The 16,363-nt window shown below is 72.2% G+C and carries 19 protein-coding genes; 13 read left to right on the top strand and 6 right to left on the bottom strand.

From position 1 onward, the window contains the following. Both ACFFRH_RS17900 and ACFFRH_RS17905 read left to right on the top strand, forming a co-directional pair. Nucleotides 1–1,110 (top strand): Gfo/Idh/MocA family protein, encoded by a 1,110-nt coding sequence (locus ACFFRH_RS17900; RefSeq protein WP_386157838.1) that lies wholly within the window; start codon nt 1–3, stop codon nt 1,108–1,110. A 59-nt stretch (nt 1,111–1,169) separates the two neighbouring features. After that, a complete protein-coding gene (locus ACFFRH_RS17905) occupies nt 1,170–2,162 on the top strand; it encodes a LacI family DNA-binding transcriptional regulator (protein ID WP_386157841.1) in 993 nt (330 codons plus the stop codon). 93 nt (nt 2,163–2,255) lie between these two features. On the opposite strand, the gene ACFFRH_RS17910 is transcribed toward ACFFRH_RS17905, so the two are convergent. Both ACFFRH_RS17910 and ACFFRH_RS17915 read right to left on the bottom strand, forming a co-directional pair. Continuing rightward, the gene (locus ACFFRH_RS17910) at nt 2,256–2,804 is read right to left on the bottom strand and encodes a hypothetical protein (protein ID WP_386157844.1); all 549 of its coding nucleotides are present in this window, start codon (nt 2,802–2,804) and stop codon (nt 2,256–2,258) included. 2 nt (nt 2,805–2,806) lie between these two features. Further along, entirely contained in the window at nt 2,807–3,034 is a 228-nt protein-coding gene (locus tag ACFFRH_RS17915) for a helix-turn-helix domain-containing protein (RefSeq protein ID WP_344744801.1), read from the bottom strand. Nucleotides 3,035–3,152: 118 nt separating this feature from the next. On the opposite strand from ACFFRH_RS17915, the gene ACFFRH_RS17920 reads away from it, so the two are divergent. After that, nucleotides 3,153–3,515, top strand: coding sequence for a DUF2203 domain-containing protein (locus tag ACFFRH_RS17920; protein WP_344744803.1), 363 nt, complete (start codon nt 3,153–3,155; stop codon nt 3,513–3,515). Nucleotides 3,516–3,536: 21 nt separating this feature from the next. Here the strand turns inward: ACFFRH_RS17920 and ACFFRH_RS17925 are convergent, their stop codons facing one another. Then, nucleotides 3,537–3,947: an organic hydroperoxide resistance protein gene (locus tag ACFFRH_RS17925; RefSeq protein ID WP_344744804.1), complete on the bottom strand. Its 411-nt coding sequence runs from the start codon at nt 3,945–3,947 to the stop codon at nt 3,537–3,539. A 79-nt stretch (nt 3,948–4,026) separates the two neighbouring features. Here ACFFRH_RS17925 and ACFFRH_RS17930 point away from each other — a divergent pair, with 79 nt between their 5' ends. Continuing rightward, on the top strand, nt 4,027–4,458 hold the full coding sequence (locus ACFFRH_RS17930) for a MarR family winged helix-turn-helix transcriptional regulator (RefSeq protein ID WP_344744805.1): 432 nt from the start codon (nt 4,027–4,029) through the stop codon (nt 4,456–4,458). Beyond that, entirely contained in the window at nt 4,455–4,820 is a 366-nt protein-coding gene (locus ACFFRH_RS17935) for an MmcQ/YjbR family DNA-binding protein (RefSeq protein ID WP_344744807.1), read from the top strand. Before ACFFRH_RS17930 ends, ACFFRH_RS17935 begins: the two co-directional genes overlap by 4 nt. On the opposite strand, the gene ACFFRH_RS17940 is transcribed toward ACFFRH_RS17935, so the two are convergent. Continuing rightward, the gene (locus ACFFRH_RS17940; protein WP_386157850.1) at nt 4,821–5,831 is read right to left on the bottom strand and encodes a serine hydrolase; all 1,011 of its coding nucleotides are present in this window, start codon (nt 5,829–5,831) and stop codon (nt 4,821–4,823) included. It abuts the gene before it with no gap. Between the two features lie 152 nt (nt 5,832–5,983). On the opposite strand from ACFFRH_RS17940, the gene ACFFRH_RS17945 reads away from it, so the two are divergent. The 5 genes from ACFFRH_RS17945 to ACFFRH_RS17965 all read left to right on the top strand — a co-directional run bounded on the left by ACFFRH_RS17945 (nt 5,984) and on the right by ACFFRH_RS17965 (nt 11,468). After that, nucleotides 5,984–7,192 (top strand): LLM class flavin-dependent oxidoreductase, encoded by a 1,209-nt coding sequence (locus tag ACFFRH_RS17945; protein WP_386157853.1) that lies wholly within the window; start codon nt 5,984–5,986, stop codon nt 7,190–7,192. Then, a complete protein-coding gene (locus tag ACFFRH_RS17950; protein ID WP_386157856.1) occupies nt 7,189–8,514 on the top strand; it encodes an NtaA/DmoA family FMN-dependent monooxygenase in 1,326 nt (441 codons plus the stop codon). Before ACFFRH_RS17945 ends, ACFFRH_RS17950 begins: the two co-directional genes overlap by 4 nt. Then, nucleotides 8,511–9,716 carry an LLM class flavin-dependent oxidoreductase gene (locus tag ACFFRH_RS17955; RefSeq protein WP_386157859.1) on the top strand — a complete coding sequence of 402 codons (1,206 nt, stop codon included), beginning with the start codon at nt 8,511–8,513 and terminating at the stop codon, nt 9,714–9,716. The genes ACFFRH_RS17950 and ACFFRH_RS17955 overlap by 4 nt, the downstream gene beginning before the upstream one ends. After that, complete coding sequence (locus ACFFRH_RS17960) at nt 9,713–10,846, top strand: MsnO8 family LLM class oxidoreductase (RefSeq protein WP_386157862.1); 1,134 nt, start codon at nt 9,713–9,715, stop codon at nt 10,844–10,846. The genes ACFFRH_RS17955 and ACFFRH_RS17960 overlap by 4 nt, the downstream gene beginning before the upstream one ends. 250 nt (nt 10,847–11,096) lie before the next feature. Next, nucleotides 11,097–11,468 carry a VOC family protein gene (locus ACFFRH_RS17965; protein WP_386157865.1) on the top strand — a complete coding sequence of 124 codons (372 nt, stop codon included), beginning with the start codon at nt 11,097–11,099 and terminating at the stop codon, nt 11,466–11,468. 229 nt (nt 11,469–11,697) lie between these two features. Here ACFFRH_RS17965 and ACFFRH_RS17970 read toward each other — a convergent pair whose 3' ends face one another. Both ACFFRH_RS17970 and ACFFRH_RS17975 read right to left on the bottom strand, forming a co-directional pair. Then, on the bottom strand, nt 11,698–12,777 hold the full coding sequence (locus ACFFRH_RS17970; RefSeq protein ID WP_386157868.1) for a cation:proton antiporter: 1,080 nt from the start codon (nt 12,775–12,777) through the stop codon (nt 11,698–11,700). Nucleotides 12,778–12,863: 86 nt separating this feature from the next. After that, on the bottom strand, nt 12,864–13,346 hold the full coding sequence (locus ACFFRH_RS17975) for a cation:proton antiporter regulatory subunit (protein WP_344744815.1): 483 nt from the start codon (nt 13,344–13,346) through the stop codon (nt 12,864–12,866). Nucleotides 13,347–13,512: 166 nt separating this feature from the next. Here ACFFRH_RS17975 and ACFFRH_RS17980 point away from each other — a divergent pair, with 166 nt between their 5' ends. The 3 genes from ACFFRH_RS17980 to ACFFRH_RS17990 all read left to right on the top strand — a co-directional run bounded on the left by ACFFRH_RS17980 (nt 13,513) and on the right by ACFFRH_RS17990 (nt 16,318). After that, on the top strand, nt 13,513–14,343 hold the full coding sequence (locus tag ACFFRH_RS17980) for an ABC transporter permease (protein WP_344744817.1): 831 nt from the start codon (nt 13,513–13,515) through the stop codon (nt 14,341–14,343). Nucleotides 14,344–14,588: 245 nt separating this feature from the next. After that, nucleotides 14,589–15,323 carry an ABC transporter ATP-binding protein gene (locus ACFFRH_RS17985; RefSeq protein WP_344744846.1) on the top strand — a complete coding sequence of 245 codons (735 nt, stop codon included), beginning with the start codon at nt 14,589–14,591 and terminating at the stop codon, nt 15,321–15,323. Continuing rightward, the gene (locus ACFFRH_RS17990) at nt 15,320–16,318 is read left to right on the top strand and encodes an ABC transporter substrate-binding protein (protein ID WP_344744819.1); all 999 of its coding nucleotides are present in this window, start codon (nt 15,320–15,322) and stop codon (nt 16,316–16,318) included. The genes ACFFRH_RS17985 and ACFFRH_RS17990 overlap by 4 nt, the downstream gene beginning before the upstream one ends. The last annotated feature ends 45 nt before the right edge of the window (nt 16,319–16,363 follow it).

The raw sequence follows: 16,363 nt of genomic DNA on the forward strand, positions 1-16,363 counted from the left end.
GTGCTGGACCTGCTCACCCCGATCGCGGCCGCCGCCGACCTGACCATCCCCGCGGGACACCGGCTCCCGATCGCGGTCGTCGGGGCGGGCGCCATCGTCGACGTCGCCCACCTGCCCGCCTACCGCGCCGCCGGTCTGGAGGTGACCGGCCTGTACGACCTCGACGGGGAACGGGCCCGTGAGGTGGCCGCCCGGCACGGCGTCGCGACGGTGTACGGCTCCCTGGGGGAGTTGCTCTCCGACGAGCGGATCGCGGTGGTGGACATCGCCGTCGCACCCGGGGCGCAGCCCGGCATCGCGCGGGCGGTCCTGGAGAGCGGCAGACACGTGCTCTGCCAGAAGCCCTTCGCTCCCGACGTCGCCACCGGAAGGCAACTCGTCGACCTGGCCGCCGCGCGCGGGTTGAAGATCGCGGTCAACCAGCAACTCCGCTTCGACGAGGGAATCGCCGCCGCGCGGGCCATGGTCAGGGCCGGATGGATCGGCGAGCCGACCACGATGACGTTCACCGTGAACATAGCCACCGACTGGAGCGGCTGGGAGTGGCTCGTCTCCACGGACCGCCTGGAGATCGTCTATCACTCGATCCACTACCTGGACGCCATCCGTTCCTTCCTCGGCGACCCGGTGACCGTGTTCTGCACCGGCAGCCGTACGGCGGGTCAGCTCCCCAAGGGGGAGACCCGCACGATGAGCACTCTGGTCTACCCCGGTGACGTGCGGGCACTGGTCCACGTGACGCACGAGAACCGGACCGGCGACCACGAGGCCGCGTTCAGAATCGACGGCACCGAGGGGGCGATCAAGGGCACCCTCGGGCTCCTCTACGACTACCCGCACGGCCGTCCCGACACGCTGCTGGTCAACAGCCGCACGGTACCGACCGACGGCTGGCTGCCGTACCCGGTGACAACTCGCTGGCTGCCGGACGCGGTCGCCGGGCCCATGGGGTCGCTGCTCGCCGCGATCGCGGAAGGTGGTGAGCCGGAGACGGCCGGTGCCGACAACCTCGGCACCCTCGCCTTGCTCGACGCCCTCTACCGCTCCATGGAGACCGGGGAGAGCAGACGCCTGCGGGCCGGGCCGGAGCCGGTGGGGGAGGCACGGTGAGGTCCGGGACGGACGGCGGTGTGAAACCCGGTACTGGGGGCGGAGGGAAACCCGTCCGGGTGACCCTGGCCCACGTCGCGGCGGCGGCGAGGGTCGACCGCGCGGTGGTCTCGCGGGTGGTGAACAACGACCCGTCGCTCAACATCCGGCCGGAGACCAGGGAGCGTGTCCTCGCCGCGGTCACCGCGCTGGGATACCGGCCGAACGTGGCGGCCCGGAGCCTGCGCACGGCCCGCGCCCACATGTTCGGCCTGTTCATCCCCGACTTCGCCAACCCCGTCTACGCGGAGATCATCAAGGGGGCCGAGGCCGCCGCGGCGGCGCTGAGCTACGTGCTCGTCACCGGCAGCGCCGCGGGGGCGGGGCTCGGCGGCTACATGGATCTGCTCGGGCAGGGCAGGATCGACGGCTTGCTGCTGGCGGGCGCCGAGGGCGAGTCCGGCCTGATCGAGCAGCTGGATCGGGCGACGGTTCCATGGATCATGCTCAACCGCAGGAGCCCCTCGGTCAAGCGCTACGTGATCCTGGACGACGAGCGGGCGGCCAGGCTCGCGGTCGAGCATCTGGTGGGGCTCGGCCATCGTCGTGTCGCCCATCTAGCCGGGCCCGACGGCGCCGACACGGCGTTGCGGCGCCGGGCGGGATACTCCATGGCGATGCGTGCCGCGGGCCTGCCGGAGGGGCAGGTCGTCGCCGCCGACTACACTCCCGCCGGCGGTGCCGCGGCGATGGCCGAACTGCTCGCCGCCCCCGACCCTCCCACCGCGGTCTTCGTGGCCAACGTCGCCTCCGCCATCGGCGCCATGGAAGCCGTACGGGCGGCGGGTCTGGAGATCCCCCGCCAGATCTCCATGGTCGCCGTGCACGACTTGGACCTCGCCAGCTACCTGGCACCGCCGCTCACCACGGTCCGGATGCCTCTGGCGGAGCTTGGCAGGAGAGGGGTGGCCCTGCTCGGCAGCCTCAAGCCGGAGGAGAGCGTCGAGGAGGTTCTCGACGGTCCCATCGAGCTGATCGTCCGCCGCTCCACGGCCCCGCCGCACGGAACCTGAGCCGTGACCCCGGCCTGTCCGGAGCGTCCGGGCCGAGCCTGCCCGGGGTCGGGCCCGGACCGGCACTGTTCGGCCCTGGGCGTCCGGGAGCGCTCAGGCCGACCGGTGCAGGAAGCCGATGCTCGCGGCGAGACCGCGGAGGTCGACGCCGAGGCGGCGCAGGATGGAGACCGAGGCATTCGAGCCGTCGGCCAGCAGGCCCTTGAGCAGGTCCTGCCCGGTCACCCCGAAGTGGTCGCCGGTGCTGACGGCGACCTCGACGACCTTCCTCGCCCTCGCGGTGAGGGGCAGGTCTCCGGCCGGGCCGCTGAGCGTGACGTTCAGCGGGCGGAGTCGGGAGCGCGTCAGCCGCCACGCCAGGGGGTCGTCCCGCCGGGCCGGGAGGCGCCGCCTGATCTCGTCCAGGTCGATGCCGATGGCGGCGAGCAGCGCCCGGTCGCCCGCCCGGCCCTTCGCGGCCTCGCGGTTCCGGATCTCCGCGCCGACGGCCTCCGGGGTGACCGCGAGATCCGCCACCGGCCATGACTCGGCCAGGGCGAGCAGGAACATGTCCTCGTCGAGTGCGGTGCGGCCGTGGTCGAGCGACAGCAGTCCGGCGCGGACCGTGGTCCGCCGGGCTTCGGGGGTGAATCTCGCGAACATCGTCAGCTCCCGCCCTCGGTGATTCGGTGTGCGTGCTTGCGGTGCGCCGTCTGCCGCCTGACTCCGAGCGCCGCGGCGATGACCTCCCAGGACGAACCCCGGTTCCTGGCCTCGATGACGTGCGCGGCCTCAAGCTCCTCCAGCAGCCTGCGCAGTGCCGCCACGGCCGCCAGCGCCACCACCGGATCCTCGCCGTCGACGGCCTCGGTGAACTCGCTCAGCGATCCCATGCTGTCAGCATAAGCTGACAAACTCATTGCTGTCAGCATTTGCTGACACTATTTCCGTATCTCCTGGTGCTCCCGGTGCCTCGTCACGTTCCGGGTGGGGACGCGCTAGCGTGCAGGGGTGGACAGGATCTTCACCGTCGAGGAGGCGCGGGCGCTCATGCCCGTGCTGCTGGAGCGGGCCGCCGCGTTCGTGGCGATGCGGGGTGAGCTGGCCGAGCTCGCCTACGAGCTCCGCAGCACCGGGACCTCCCCGGCCGGAGGGCTGGCGGAGGCGAAGGCCTACGAGGCCAGGCTGGAGGAGATCCTCGGCTGGTTCGAGGAGCGGGGCATCGAGGTCAAGGGCGTCGCGCCCCTGCTGGTCGACTTCCCCTCGGTGCTCGACGGGGTGCGCGTGCGGCTGTGCTGGCTCGAAGGGGACCGCGAGCTGGTGTGGTACCACCGGGACGAGCTCGGCTTCGCCGGTCGCAGGCCCCTTCCCTGACCCCGGTCCCCGAGAGCCCGGCTACTCGATCACGAGGTTGACCGGGATGTTTCCCCGGGTGGCGTTGGAGTAGGGGCAGACCTGGTGGGCGGCCTCCACGAGGGCGGTGCCGGCCTCCCCGTGCAGCTCGTCGGGGAGCTCGACGCGCAGCGTCACGGCGAGCGCGAAGCCCTTGCCCGCGGGGGAGAGGCTCACCTCGGCGGTCACCGAGGCCTCGGAGACGTCGGCCTTCTGCTTGCGGCCGACCAGCTGGAGCGCGCTGGCGAAGCAGGCGGCGTATCCGGCCGCGAACAGCTGCTCGGGATTGGTGCCCTCGCCGGAGCCGCCCATCTCCTCGGGCGGTGCGAGCCTCACGTCGAGGCGCTTGTCGGACGAGACCGCCCGTCCTTCCCTGCCGTTGGCGGTGGCGATGGCGGTGTAGAGCGTACTCATCGGGATCCTCTTCTCGATTGTGGACAACTCAATTGTGTGCAATTTAGTTGATAACAGTCAAGTTCGGTACAATCGCGATGTGAAGATCTCCGTCGAGAACCTGGTCTGCTTCGACGTGCACGCGGCGTCCCGCGCGCTGGACGCCGTCTATCGCAGGGTGCTGGCCGATCTCGGGCTGACCTATCCCCAGTATCTGGTCATGATGGTGCTCTGGGAGCGCGAGCCGGTGACGGTCAAGGAGCTCGGCGTGAGGCTGCGGCTCGACTCGGGCACCCTGTCGCCGCTGCTGAAGCGGCTGGAGGCGGCGAGCCTGGTGCGCCGCGAGCGCAGCGCCGACGACGAGCGCTCCGTGCTGGTGCGGCTCACGTCCAAGGGGATCCAGCTGGGGGAGCGGGCGTGTGACGTCCCCGCCCAGATCTTCGAGGCGGCCGGTCTCGCCCCCGCCGAGGTCCTCGGCCTGCAGCACACCCTGCGCCGCGTCATCGCCTCCCTCGACGGGTCGGCGCGATGACCACGGCCGACGACGTGCGCCGCGTCGCCCTGGCGCTGCCCAGGACCGAGGAGAGGATCGTCAGGGACCGGGTGACGTTCCGGGTGGGCCGGATCGTCTACGTCGCGATCTCGCCGGACGAGACCTCGATGGGCTTCGCCTTCCCCAAGGAGGAGCGGGCCGCGCTGGTCGCGGCCGAGCCGGAGAGGTTCCACATGCCCCGGCCCTCCGACGAGCGTTACAACTGGGTGCGGGTGTGGCTCGCGGCGATCGACGAGGCCGAGACGCGGGAGCTCGTCGAGGAGGCCTGGCGGATGGTCGCGCCCAAGAGGCTCGCGGCCGCCCATCTCGGAGAGCGGCCGCCCGCCTCGGGGAGCCGGTGATCAGGAGGTTCCGCTGAGGTGGACCTCCCGGGCCAGTTTCGTCGTCTGGGCGGTGGAGCGCTGCCAGGTGGCCCCCGCGGGGTGGGCGGTCAGCAGGACCACGATCCAGCGTTCCTTGGGGCCGACGAGCCCGGTGGTGTGCAGGACCGGGCGCCCCAGGTCGGGCACCGGCCCGGCCTGGACGGGGACGACCCGCGCGGCGGGCGCGACCTGGGCGCTGAGCGGGATCTCGCCGCCGGACGCGGGCCGAGCCGCGGAAACGGGCGCGGATGTGGACGCCGCGAGGGTCGCGGACAGGGCGGTGGGCACGGATGCGGATGCGGCGAAGGTCGTGGGCCGGGTGGCGGGCGCGGAGGAGGTGGCCGGGGAGGTCGTGGGACGGCAGCGGACCGGGGGCGTGGAACCGTACCCCGACCAGCCCTGCTTGACCGCCCACGGCCCGCGCACCGCGCGGGGGATGCCGAAGTGCTGGTCGAAGCCGTCGGAGCCGCACTGTCCCGACCTGCGCAGGTGGCCCAGGATCAGGTCGCGGACCCTGGGGTCGGCCCGGTCGAGCAGATAGCGGTAGGTCGTGACGACGTCCATCGCGCTGAGCGAGGTGTAGCCCCAGAAGCCCGGCTTGTCGGCCGGTGGGGGAGCGGTGTCGGTGAGCCGCAGCCTGCGGGCCATCCGCTGGACGATCCTTCCCTGGCCGCCCCGGGTCCAGAAGGACGTCGCCGCGCCGTCGTCGCTCACCCGCAGCATGACCTTGAGCAGCGCCAGGTCCCGCGCGGGAACGCTCCTGTGCGACTCCAGGTAGTCGATCGCGATGAGGATCTTCACCACCGACGCCGACCGGAACCTCCGGTGCGCGTTGCGGTACTCGGTCACCTTCGCGGCCTGCCGGTCGAAGACCACGTACCCGGCGGTCACCCCCGCCGGGACGTGTGGCTTGCCGGGGGCCGCAGCCGAAGCCGGAGCCGTGGCTGCGACAAGAGGGATGAGCATCGCGGGGACTACCAGAAAACGCATCACGGGACGAATGCCTATCAGATCCCGGCGCCGACGTCAGGAGGACGCCCTTCCCGGGGGTGTTCCGGAGGCGAGGGGCTCGACGGGCGGGCTCCGGCGATATAACCGACTAAACATGTAGAGATTAAGGGTTTTAGTGTTATCGTCGTTACATGTCGGCAGTTCCCTTGCATCTCGCCGTCGCTCTCGACGGCGCCGGATGGCATCCCGCGGCCTGGCGTGACCCCGCCGCCTCCCCGAAAGCCCTGTTCACCGCCGCCTACTGGGCCGCCCTGGTGGCCGAGGCCGAGCACGGCCTCCTCGACTTCGTCACCATCGAGGACTCCCTCGCCCTGCAGACCACGCTCCTGGACGGCCACGACGGCCGTACCGACCAGGTGCGCGGGCGTCTCGACGCCGTCCTCGTGGCCTCCAGGATCGCCCCGCTCACGGGCAGGATCGGGCTGGTGCCCACGGCCACCACCACGCACACCGAGCCCTTCCACGTCGCGAGCTCCATCGCCACCCTCGACTACGTCAGTTCCGGGCGGGCCGGATGGCGCGCCCAGATCTCCGGGCGCCACACCGAGGCCGCCCACTTCGGCCGCAGGGAGGTTCCCGAGCTGAGGCCCGAGGACCTCGGCGACATCGACAGGTCCCCCCTGGTGCGGGAGCTGTTCGGCGACGCCGCCGACGCCGTGGAGGCGGTGCGGCGCCTCTGGGACAGCTGGGAGGACGACGCGGTCATCCGCGACGTGGCCACCGGCCGGTTCGTCGACCGCGACAAGCTCCACTACGTCGACTTCGAGGGCGAGCGCTTCACCGTCAAGGGGCCGTCCATCGTGCCGCGGCCGCCCCAGGGGCAGCCGCTGGTCACCGCGCTGGCACACGCCCGCCTGCCGTACGAGTTCGCCGCCCGCGGCGCCGACGTCGTCTACGTCACGCCGCACGACACCGAGCGGGCGCGGGCCGTCGTGGCGGAGGTACGCGAGATCGAGCGCGAGGTGCGCGCCCCGGACGCCGGAGAGCTGAAGATCTTCGCGGACCTCGTCGTCTTCCTGGGAGAGGACGGGGACGAGGCCCGCGAGCGCAGGGCCAGACTCGACGAGCTCGACGGTGCCGCGTACACCTCCGACGCCGCGATCTTCACGGGCACGCCCGGCGAGCTCGCCGACCTGCTCCTGGAGTGGCGCGCCGCCGGGCTGGAGGGCTTCAGGCTCAGGCCCGCCGTGCTGCCGGCCGACCTGAACGCGATCACCCGCGGCCTGGTGCCCGAGCTCCAGGCGCGCGACGCCTTCCGCCGCGCGTACGAGGCCGACACGCTCCGCGGCCACCTCCGCCTGCCCCGACCCGCCAGCCGATACGCAGGGAGCCGACGATGAAGCAGGTCATCCTCGCCGCCCACTTCCCGGGCGTGAACAACCACACGGTCTGGAGCGATCCCGCCTCGGGCAGCCAGATCGACTTCGCCTCGTTCACCCACCTGGCGCGGACCGCCGAGCGCGGTAGGTTCGACTTCTTCTTCCTCGCGGACGGGCAGCGGCTGCGCGAGCAGCGCGGCAGGATCCACGACCTCGACGTGGTCGGCCGCCCCGACTCGCTCACCGTGCTCTCCGGCCTCGCCGCGGTCACCGACCGCCTGGGCCTGGCCGGGACGATCAACGCCACCTTCAACGAGCCGTACGAGCTCGCCCGCAGGCTCGCCACCCTCGACCACCTGTCCGGCGGCCGGGCCGGGTGGAACGTCGTCACCTCCTCCGACGCGTTCACCGGGGAGAACTTCCGCAGGGGCGGCTTCCTGGAGTACGCGCGGCGCTACGAGCGGGCCGAGGAGTTCGTGCGGACCGTCAACGAGCTCTGGGACTCCTGGGCCGCCGAGGACCTCGTCGCGGACCCGTCGGCGGGCACGTTCGCCAGGCGGGAGGCGGGGGAGTTCGCCCACCGGGGCACCCACTTCGACATCGGCGGCCACTTCACCGTGCCGCGCAGCCCGCAGGGGCGCCCGCTCACCATCCAGGCGGGAGACTCCGAGGGTGGCAGGGCCTTCGCGGCGGCCACCGCCGACGCCGTCTTCTCCCGGCACAGCAGGCTCCAGGACGGGCAGGCCTTCTACCGCGACGTCAAGTCGAGGCTGGCCGCGCACGGCCGGTCGCCCGACTCCCTGAAGATCCTGCCCGGCGCCACGTTCGCGCTCGGCGACACCGACGCCGAGGCCCAGGAGAACGCCGACCACATCCGCCGCCAGCAGGTCAGCCCGCAGACCGCGATCCTGCTGCTGGAGCAGCTGTGGAACCGCGACCTGTCGGCCTACGACCCCGAGGGCCCGCTGCCCGAGATCGACCCGGACGTCTCGGACGACTCGATCGTCAAGGGCCGGACCCGGATGTCCCGCGACCCGCTCAGGACGGCGGCGGAGTGGCGGGCCCTGGCCGAGTCCAAGAAGCTCGGCATCCGCGACCTGATCATCGAGGTGACCGGCAGGCAGTCCTTCATCGGCTCGCCCTCGCGCGTCGCCGAGGAGATCAACGAGTTCGTGCAGGGCGACGCCTCCGACGGCTTCATCCTGGTGCCGCACCTCACCCCCGGCGGCCTGGACGACTTCGTCGACAGGGTCGTACCGCTGCTGCAGGAGCGTGGGGTCTTCCGCGCCGACTACGAGACCACCACGCTGCGCGGACACCTGGGCCTGGAGAACGAACGATGAGATTTCTGGCCATCACCCTGATCGTCCATGGCCCCGACCCCATCACCGGCGAGCTCAAGTCGACCAACGCGCGCCTGCGCGAGGTCGTCGAGAACGCCGTGCTCGCCGAGGAGCTCGGCTTCGACGGCTTCGGCGTCGGGGAGCGGCACGAGCGCCCGTTCATCTCCTCTTCCCCGCCGGTCGTGCTCAGCCACATCGCGGCCAGGACGTCGGCGATCAGGCTGTTCACCGCGGTCACCACGCTGAGCCTGCTGGACCCCGTACGCGCCTACGAGGACTACGCCACCCTCGACCACCTCTCCGGCGGACGCCTGGAACTCATCATCGGCAAGGGCAACGGCGCCGCGCAGGCCCAGCTGTTCCACGTGACCGGCGAGGACCAGTGGGAGCGCAACCGGGAGGGCTACGAGCTGTTCCGCCGCCTGTGGCGGGAGGACAGGGTGACCTGGTCGGGGAGGTTCCGGCCGCCCCTGACCGACGCGGAGACCTGGCCGCGCCCGCTGCAGCGGCCCATCCGCGTCTGGCACGGCAGCGCCACCAGCAAGGAGTCGGTGGAGCTCGCCGCCCTGTACGGCGACCCGCTCTTCTCCGCCAACGTCAGCAACCCGGTCGAGCCGTACGAGGAACTGGTCCGCCACTACCGGGAACGCTGGGAGTTCCACGGCCACGACCCCGCCGACGCCCTGGTGGGCGCGGGCACCGCGGGCTACTACGCGACGAAGAACTCCCAGGACGCGATCGAGACCTACCGGCCGATCTTCAACGCCCGGCTGGAGCTGTTCAGGAAGGCCGGCGTGGAACCGGTCTTCCACACGCTGGAGGACGCGATCGAACGCAGCTCGATCCTGGTCGGCAGCCCGCAGCAGATCATCGACAAGGTCCACAGCTACCACGAGCGGCTCGGGCACGAGGTCATGCACCTGCACGCCGACGCGGACGGCCTCACCGACAAGCAGCACCGGACGGCCCTGGAACTCTTCCAGAGCGACATCGCCCCCGTGCTGCGCGCGGAGATCCCCAGCAGGCCGTTCCCCCGCCACGAGGACTCCGAGCCCGGGACCCCGGCCTCGTCCCCGAGTCCGGCCCCGGCCCCGGCTCCGAGCGCGAGTCCGGCCCCGGCCCCGGCCCCGGGCCCGGGCCCGGACGGCGCCCGGCACGAGAGCCCGTGGCACGGCGACGCGCGGGACGGGGGACGGCCGTGACCTCCCTGTCGATCCTCGACCTCGCCCCCGTCCCCTCCGGCGGCACGCCGGGCGACGCGCTGCGCAACACCCTCGACCTGGCCCGGCGGGCCGAGGAGTTCGGCTACCGGCGCTACTGGGTGGCCGAGCACCACCTCGCGCCCGGCGTCGCCAGCGCCGCCCCGGCCGTGCTCATCGCCCTGGTGGCCGCCGCGACCAGCACGATCAGGGTCGGCTCGGGAGCCGTCCAGCTCGGCCACCAGACCGCGCTGTCCGTGGTCGAGCAGTTCGGCCTCGTCGACGCGCTCCACCCGGGCCGCGTCGACCTCGGTCTGGGCCGCTCCGGCCAGCGCAAGGCCGAGTTCGCGGAACTGGCCAAAAAGGCCCCGCCCCCGCCGAAGCCCGCCAGGGTCGTGGACGGGCTGCTCATCCCCGAGGCCTTCTCCTTCGCCGCGCTCGCGAAGTCGCCGCTGTTCTCCCTGTACGGCGTGCTGCTGCAGCAGCCGGGCGCGGAGAGCCCCGACTTCGCCGACCAGGTCGACGAGATCGCGGCCCTGCTGGCCGGGACCTACCGCTCCCCCGAGGGGGTGGCCGCGCACGCCACCCCGGGCGAGGGCGCGGATCTGCGGCTGTGGATCCTGGGCAGCAGCGGCGGGCAGAGCGCGCAGGTGGCGGGGGAGCGGGGACTGCCGTTCGCGGCGAACTACCACGTCAGCCCGTCCGGCGTGCTGGACGCCGCGGAGGCGTACCGGGAGGCGTTCAAGCCCTCGGAGGTCCTCGCCGAGCCCTACCTGGTCGTCTCGGCCGACGTCGTCGTGGCGGAGGACGACGAGACGGCCAGAGAGCTCGCCTCCCCGTACGGGCTCTGGGTCCGCAGCATCCGCACCGGCGCCGGGGCGATCCCGTTCCCCACCCCGGCCGAGGCGGCGGCCCACGAGTGGACCGAGGAGGACCGCGCGCTGGTCGCCGACCGGCTCGCCACCCAGTTCGTCGGCTCCCCGCGGACCGTCGCGGAGAGGCTGCGCGTGCTGCGCGACGTCACCGGCGCCGACGAGCTGCTCGTCACCACCATCACCCACGACCACGCCGACCGGGTCCGCTCCTACGAGCTGCTCGCCGCGGAATGGGAAGGAGGCGCCGTCACGCGTTGAGCCCGCGTCACCCACACCCCTTCCGGCACCCGGCGGTCACCGCCGGGTGCCGGAAGTTTTCTCCGGGAATCCGGTGAGGGACGTCGAGAACGTGTCGCGGGCTCCGACGTCCCCGGTGAGGCGCCCCACAGGGGGGCGCTCCCGATCCGCCACCGGAAGGAGTCCCCGGCCGGAGGACAGCCCGCCAGGGAAACAGGATCGGAAAGGCCCGGAAGAACCGTTCCCCTCGGGGGCGGGAAAGGACAGTGCCGTGAAAACCTCTGCCCTCGGCAGCATCCTGTTCGGCAGCGCCGACCCGGCCAGGCTGCACGCCTGGTATCTCGCCGCGCTGGAGCCCGAGCACTTCGGCGACGGCTTCATCGACTTCGGCGGTGTCCGGGTGCTCTTCGAGGCCCGCGACGACGTCGCCCCCGCGACCGCCGAGCCCGGACGGGTGATCTTCAACTTCCACGTGGAGGACGCCCGCGCCACGGCCGCGCACCTCGACGGCCTGGGGGTGACCTGGCTGGTCGAGGTCGAGCGCCGGGAGGCGGGGCTGTTCGGCACGCTGGTCGACCCGGACGGCAACTACCTCCAGATCATCGAGCTCAGCCAGGAGTACCTCGCCGCCGCGCGGCGATGACCTGTCCGGCGGACGACATCGACGCCGCCGTCGGCGGGCCGGCCGGGCGCGGGGTGGTCTTCGAGCGGTACGACGGCCTCCCGCAGGACGACAGGGGCGTCATGCGGGGGGTTCCCCATCGCGTGGTTCAAGGACCCGGCGGGCAACGTCCTGTCCGTCCTCCGGGACGGATGGCCGGCCCTTGACGGATCGCGCCCGGCCCGCCCGGGAGGGCGGGCCGGGCGCGATCTCAGGCGCGCTTGGCGATGGCGGTGATGAAGGGCTGGACGAGCCGCGCGGCCAGCGGGCCGAACGCGGCGAGGATGAGAACGTACGCCGCGGCGAGCGGGCCCAGGTCGGGATGGGCCCCGGCGGCCACCGCGAGCCCGGCGATCACGATGTTGAACTCGCCCCGGGGGATGAGCGCGATGCCGGCCCGCGCCTGCCCGGCCTTGGCGATGCCCGCCCGGCGGGCGGCGTAGGCGCCGGTGAGCAGCTTTGTGATCATGCTGATCAGGGCGAGCAGCGCGGCCAGCCCGGCGACCGGCAGGATCTTGGTCGGGTCGGTCTGCAGGCCGAAGAAGACGAAGAACACCGCGGCGAACAGGTCGCGGATCGGGGTGAGCAGTGCCTGCGCGTCCTCGGCCAGCTCGCCCGAGAGCGCGATGCCGACGAGGAAGGCGCCGACCGCGGCCGAGACCTGTAGCTGCTGGGCCACCCCGGCGACCAGCAGCGCGAGCCCGATGACCTTCAGCAGCAGCACCTCGGAGTTGGGGCTGGAGACGAACGCCTCGATGGCCTTGCCGTAGCGGAGCGCGACCAGCAGCACGACGCTGACCGCGGCGAGCGCGATCGCCACGGTGACCGCGCCGCCGGCGAAGCTCAGCCCGGCGAGCACCGCGGTGAGGACCGGCAGGTAGATCGCCATCGTGAGGTCCTCGAAGACCAGCAGCGACAGCACCACCGGCGTCTCGCGGTTACCGATCCACCCCAGGTCGGACAGGACCTTCGCGGTGATGCCCGAGGAGGTCGCGTACGTGACGCCGGCCATCGCGATGGCGGCCACCGGACCCCAGCCCAGCAGCAGCGCGGCGATCGCGCCCGGCGCGGCGTTGAGCACCAGGTCGACGACGCCCGCCCGCGCGTTGCTCTTGAGACTCGTCACGAGCTCGTCGGCGTTGTACTCCAGGCCGAGGGTGAGCAACAGCAGGATGACGCCGAGCTCGGCGCCGACCGAGATGAACTCCTCGCTGGTGGCGAGGGGCAGGATGCCGCCGGTGCCGAAGGCCAGGCCGGCGATGAGGTAGAGGGGGATGGGCGATATGCCCACCTTCAGGGCGAGTGCTCCAAGTATGCCGAGCCCAAGAAGGACAGCACCGAGCTCAAGGAAGAGGATCGCAGTGTGCACCCGGTGCCCTACCCGCCGGAAAGGATGTCGGAGACGGCGGATGTGCTCTCCGGGCTGCCCACCACGACCACCACGTCACCCTCGACCAGTCCGAAGTCGGGGGCGGGGCTGGCGAACACCTGCCCGTCGCGGACCACGGCCACGATCGAGGCGCCGGTGCGGGTGCGGACGCGCGCGTCACCCATCGGGCGACCGGCGTACGGGGAGCCGGGCAGGATCGGCAGCTGCAGGCTGACCAGGCCCTCGACCTCGCGGTGCAGGTCGTTGAGGCGCTGCACGATGCGCGGGGCGCCGAGCAGCTCGGCGAGCGCGTCGGCCTCCTCGTCGTTCATCTTGATGGTCTCGCACGCGCGGTCGGGATCGTCGGGGTCGTATATCACCAGGTCGCGGCGTCCGGTGCGGTGAGAGACGATCCCGATGCGCCTGCCCGACCGCGTCGTGAACTCGTGCCGCAGTCCTATACCGGGCAGTGCCGTCTGCTCGACCTCCACCGTGCCAGCTCCTCGCTTGCGTGTGCGTTCGTCCTTTACGGAAAACCTACCAACCGGGGGTCCGCAACGCGTTGTCGGCTAAATCATGTATTTCCGATTGACTTTGTGGGTTATTTGCCGGACGATGAACGGGAACCCAGCCCTCCCGCCGTGAATGAGGTCTTCCGTGTCCGCTCCCGCCGTCGACGCGGGGATGCGACAGCGGGCCGTGCCACCGCGGTCACGTGCCCCCCTGTCCTCCTCCGCCGCCTGGCAGCGTCTCGCCAGCCCCCTGGTCATCGTCGTCGTCTGGCAGATCGCCAGCGCCACCGGACTCCTGCCGGAACGGCTCCTCGCCTCGCCCCTGAAGATCCTCACCACCGCCGCCGGGCTCGTCCAGGAGGGCGTCCTGCCCGAGGCGATCGCCGTCTCGCTCCAGCGGGCCGTGATCGGCTTCACCCTGGGCGCGGTCGCCGGGATCGGCCTGGCCCTGGTCGCGGGGCTCAGCCGCGTGGGCGAGAACGCCGTCGACCCGCCGCTGCAGATGCTGCGGGCGCTCCCGCTGTTCGGGCTGATCCCGCTGTTCATCCTCTGGTTCGGCATCGGGGAGACCCCCAAGGTGGCCCTGGTCGCCCTCGGCGTGCTCTTCCCGCTCTATCTCAACACCTTCTCCGGGATCCGCGGCGTCGACGGCAGGCTCGCCGAGGTGGCCCGGGTGCTGCGGCTGAGCCGCACGGAGACGGTCACCCAGATCGTCCTGCCGGGCGCGCTGGCCCAGACCCTCGTGGGCCTGCGGCAGAGCCTGGGCGTGGCCTGGCTGGCGCTGATCGTGGCCGAGCAGATCAACGCGGACGCCGGACTGGGATACATGATCAACAACGCCCGGGAGTTCCTGCGCACCGACGTGGTCGTCGTCGGTCTGATCGTCTACGCGATCCTCGGCCTGCTGACGGACGCGGTGGTGCGCCTGCTGGAGAGGAGGGCCCTGTCATGGCGGCAGAATTTCCTGTCACGCTGACCTCGTCCCGTACGGAGGCCCCTGACCGTACCGAGACTCCTGACCGTACCGAGGTCCCCGACCGGACGGGGACCCCTGGCCGTACGGAGACCACCGGACGGACGGAGACCACCGGCCGGGGCGAGGTCCCCGGCCGGGTCGAGGCTCGATCCGCCACGAGGACCCGGCCCTCCGGGGAGACCTCGCCCGCCACGGAGACCCCGTCCTCGGAGGCCCGGTCCTCGGAGCCCCCGTCCCTGGAGCCCCTGTCCTCGAAGGCCCGGCCCCGTACGGCGGCTCCGGTGGCGGCCGTGCGGGGGCTCACCCGGGCCTTCGGGGAGCGGCGGGTCCTCGACGGGGTCGACCTGGAGATCGGCCGGGGCGAGTTCGTCGCACTGCTCGGCCGGAGCGGCTCGGGCAAGTCCACCCTCCTGCGGGTGCTCGCCGACCTCGACCCCGGCGCCGAGGGCGAGGTCGAGGTCGGCGACACCGTCGCCGTGGCCTTCCAGGAACCCCGGCTCGTGCCGTGGAAACGGGTCCTGGCCAACGTCGCCCTCGGCCTGCGCGCCCCCGACCCGCGCGCCGCCGCGCTGGCCGCGCTGGAGGAGGTCGGCCTCGGCGGTCTGCGCGACGCCTGGCCGCTCACCCTGTCGGGCGGCGAGGCCCAGCGGGCCTCCCTGGCCAGGGCGCTGGTCCGCGAGCCCGGCCTGCTCCTGCTCGACGAGCCGTTCAGTGCCCTGGACGCGCTGACCCGCATCACCATCCACCGGCTCGTGCTCGACCTGTGGGCGAGGCACCGCCCCGGCATCCTGCTCGTCACCCACGACGTGGACGAGGCCCTGCTGCTGGCCGACCGCGTCCTGGTGCTCGACGAGGGCGCCATCGCCCACGAGTCCAGGGTCGAGCTGCCCCGGCCCCGTCACCGTGACCACCCCGATCTCGTCGCACTGCGCTCCACCCTGCTCAACCGGCTGGGCGTCACCCCGGAAGGAACCACATGAAACGTCGTGTCACCGCCCTGATCGCCGCGGCGCTGCTCCTCACCGTCACCGCCGCCTGCGGGGCGGGGGAGGAACAAAGCGTCCGCGCCGACGGCTCGGTCGACCTGTCCCAGGTGACGCTGCGCATCGGCGACCAGAAGGGCACGGGCCTGCAGGCGCTGCTGACCGCGGCCGGCCAGCTCGACGACGTCAAGTACGAGGTGGCCTGGTCCCAGTTCACCTCGGGGCCGCCGATCCTGGAGGCCATCAACGCCGGTTCCCTGGACTTCGGCGCGGTGGGCAACGCCCCGCCGGTCTTCGCCGCGGCGGCCGGAGCGAAGATCGCCATCGTCGCGGTCGCGGAGAAGGGGGTCGGCGGCCAGGCCGTCGTCGTCCCGGCCGACTCGCCCATCAAGACCCCGGCCGACCTGCGCGGCAAGCGCGTCGCCGTGGCCAAGGGCAGCTCCGCGAACTTCCACCTGCTGGCCGTGCTGAAGAAGGAGGGACTGGGCTTCGAGGACATCCAGCCCCAGTACCTCCAGCCGCCGGACGCCCTCGCCGCGCTCTCCTCCGGCAAGATCGACGCCTGGGCCATCTGGGACCCCTACACCGCCCAGGCCGAGGCCCAGACCAAGGCGCGCATCCTGGTCGACGGCGAGGGCTACGCCAACGGCTTCGAGTTCCAGATCACCGGCAAGGACACCCTCGCCGACCCGGCCCGCACGGCGGCGCTGGGCGACTGGGTGACGAGGATCCGCAAGGCGCACCAGTGGGCCAACGACCACCAGGACGAGTGGGTCAAGGTCTACTCCGAGCTCACCGGGCTGGACCCGGGGATCGTCGGCACGGCGATCAAGCGCAGCTCGTTCAAGGACCTCAAGCTCGCCGGGGACGTCGTCGAGCGCGAGCAGCTGGTGGCCGACGCCTTCAGCGAGGCCAAGCTCATCCCGGTACCCGTCACGTTCGCCGACGTCGTCGACACCCGCTTCGACGCCACCCTGGAGAACCCCTCGTGACGTTCCTCGTGACGCCCCTCGCGACGTCCCTTTCGAGGCCCGGAG

This window comes from Streptosporangium vulgare (assembly GCF_042428775.1).
Taxonomy (GTDB): domain Bacteria; phylum Actinomycetota; class Actinomycetes; order Streptosporangiales; family Streptosporangiaceae; genus Streptosporangium; species Streptosporangium vulgare.

What these genes read in the sequence shown, in the direction of transcription:
- ACFFRH_RS17910 (WP_386157844.1), bottom strand. Translation starts at nt 2,804, where the DNA reads ATGTTCGCGAGATTCACCCCCGAAGCCCGGCGGACCACGGTCCGCGCC.
- ACFFRH_RS17915 (WP_344744801.1), bottom strand. Translation starts at nt 3,034, where the DNA reads ATGGGATCGCTGAGCGAGTTCACCGAGGCCGTCGACGGCGAGGATCCG.
- ACFFRH_RS17925 (WP_344744804.1), bottom strand. Translation starts at nt 3,947, where the DNA reads ATGAGTACGCTCTACACCGCCATCGCCACCGCCAACGGCAGGGAAGGA.
- ACFFRH_RS17935 (WP_344744807.1), top strand. Translation starts at nt 4,455, where the DNA reads ATGACCACGGCCGACGACGTGCGCCGCGTCGCCCTGGCGCTGCCCAGG.
- ACFFRH_RS17940 (WP_386157850.1), bottom strand. Translation starts at nt 5,831, where the DNA reads ATGCGTTTTCTGGTAGTCCCCGCGATGCTCATCCCTCTTGTCGCAGCC.
- ACFFRH_RS17945 (WP_386157853.1), top strand. Translation starts at nt 5,984, where the DNA reads ATGTCGGCAGTTCCCTTGCATCTCGCCGTCGCTCTCGACGGCGCCGGA.
- ACFFRH_RS17950 (WP_386157856.1), top strand. Translation starts at nt 7,189, where the DNA reads ATGAAGCAGGTCATCCTCGCCGCCCACTTCCCGGGCGTGAACAACCAC.
- ACFFRH_RS17955 (WP_386157859.1), top strand. Translation starts at nt 8,511, where the DNA reads ATGAGATTTCTGGCCATCACCCTGATCGTCCATGGCCCCGACCCCATC.
- ACFFRH_RS17990 (WP_344744819.1), top strand. Translation starts at nt 15,320, where the DNA reads ATGAAACGTCGTGTCACCGCCCTGATCGCCGCGGCGCTGCTCCTCACC.